The following is a 1,598-nucleotide window of genomic DNA, read 5'->3' on the forward strand; positions in this document are numbered from 1 at the left end:
CCACCTATGCCATCTGGCTCTTGGGCGAGAATCTGTTGGCCGACAGCAGCGACTACGCCCACGACTTTCGCCTGCGCGACGCCCAGGCGCGCCCACTCCTCGACCACGGCGGCATCTGGCTGCTGGAATTGAACAAGTTCCACACCGAACAGGTCCACACCGAGCAGGAGCGCTGGCTGAAGTTCTTCAAAGACGGCGAAGCCCTCGACAGTAGTGCCCTGCCGTCCTGGATGCAGACCCCCGAGATGACGCAAGCCATGAACACCCTCAAGACCTTCTCCGAGAAAGAACGCGCTTACCACACCTACCAGGCGCGCCAGAACTATCTGCGCGAGCAACGCGGCATCCAACGTCATCTGGACGAGCTGCAGGCGGAAGCCGAGCAGGAGCGGGCGAATGCCGAGCAGGAACGCGCGGCCAAAGAGCAGGAACGCGCGGCCAAGGAGCAGGAACGCGCGGCCAAGGAGCAAGCGTTGCAAGAGAAGGATGCAGCCCTCGCCGAAATCGAGCGCCTCAAAGCCCAACTGCGTGGTCAGGGTCACACCGAGTAGCCAGCGCGGAGCAAAAAAGGTGACAGATTTATTTCGGCGACGGCTCAGACCCAATCTTCAAGATTCAGGTCGGGGACTCGGTTGAATTCTTGTGTATTGTTCGTCACCAGCGTGCAGCCGAGATGAAGGGCATGGGCGGCGATCAGCAGGTCCTTCGCGCCGATGGGCGTCCCCCATGACTCCAGCGCCCGCCGAATGCGCGCATAGATCTCCGAGGCGTCTTGCGGCCAGTCAAGCACCAGGCAATAGGCCAGAAAATCCTCCAAGGCCGCCGCGTTTTCCGCGCGTCGCCGACTCTTGCGGATGCCGAATCGCAGCTCGGCCAGGACGATGGCGGAAATGCCGATCTCGCCGATTGCGATCTTCCGTAGCCGCTCCCGGACTTGCGGGGGATGGTGCTTCATGATGTAGATGCACGTATTGGTGTCGAGCATCCAACGCATCAAAGATCGTCCCTGGTCTGTGGTGGGCTGTCGTCGATCATGTCGGGGAAGTCCTCGCCCAGTCGCCGGCCGCGCGTGAAGTAATCCTCCCAGGCACGTGGCTTGGGGGTGAGGATGATGCTGTCGCCCTCACGTCGAATCAGCACCTCGTCAGCGTCGATTTCGAGATCGCGCGGCAGGCGAACGGCCTGGTTGCTGCCATTTCGAAAGAGTCGCGCGGTGCGGGGCGGGGCAGGCTCCGAGGCGGATGCGGGCGGTCGGGGATCATGCATGAGCTTCTCTTTTGCATATGTTTTAAGCATATGCTATGTGGTGGCAAGGTCGATGTCAAATTTCGGGCGAGCGAAGGAGACAGTCATACAGACGCTGGGGCCTTCGCGCTCGAGGGAGGCCGGGGTCTTGTGTTTTGCCTCCGGGAGGGAGAGCCGAAGTCTCACATTGCAAATCCGTGAGAGGAGCCAACTTCGGGCGCGGCCCCACGGCGAAACCGTTCTACCGCAGATTGACTCGCCGTAGTGGGATTTACCTTCGATTCTGTACAGGCCCCAGCGTTTGACTCAAACTGCGCGCCAGGATTGGTTGGCGAGGCAGCGCGACGCACGTG

At 61.3% G+C, this 1,598-nt stretch carries 3 protein-coding genes; 1 reads left to right on the forward strand and 2 read right to left on the reverse strand.

The genetic code is table 11. The features are described from left to right. Nucleotides 1-551, forward strand: a 551-nt coding sequence (locus CKO23_RS26045; protein WP_242482651.1) for a PD-(D/E)XK nuclease family transposase, incomplete at its 5' end; no start/stop codon positions are given. Nucleotides 552-595: 44 nt separating this feature from the next. Here the strand turns inward: CKO23_RS26045 and vapC are convergent. Further along, nucleotides 596-994, reverse strand: coding sequence for a type II toxin-antitoxin system tRNA(fMet)-specific endonuclease VapC (gene vapC / locus CKO23_RS22210; protein WP_200335229.1), 399 nt, complete (start codon nucleotides 992-994; stop codon nucleotides 596-598). Beyond that, nucleotides 994-1,266 (reverse strand): antitoxin, encoded by a 273-nt coding sequence (locus CKO23_RS22215; protein WP_200335231.1) that lies wholly within the window; start codon nucleotides 1,264-1,266, stop codon nucleotides 994-996. Before CKO23_RS22215 ends, vapC begins: the two co-directional genes overlap by 1 nt. Between the last annotated feature and the right edge of the window lie 332 nt (nucleotides 1,267-1,598).

It is taken from the genome of Thiocystis violacea, from assembly GCF_016583565.1.
Classification (GTDB): domain Bacteria; phylum Pseudomonadota; class Gammaproteobacteria; order Chromatiales; family Chromatiaceae; genus Thiorhodococcus; species Thiorhodococcus violaceus_A.

What these genes read in the sequence shown, in the direction of transcription:
- CKO23_RS22215 (WP_200335231.1), bottom strand. Translation starts at nt 1,266, where the DNA reads ATGCATGATCCCCGACCGCCCGCATCCGCCTCGGAGCCTGCCCCGCCC.
- vapC (WP_200335229.1), bottom strand. Translation starts at nt 994, where the DNA reads ATGCGTTGGATGCTCGACACCAATACGTGCATCTACATCATGAAGCAC.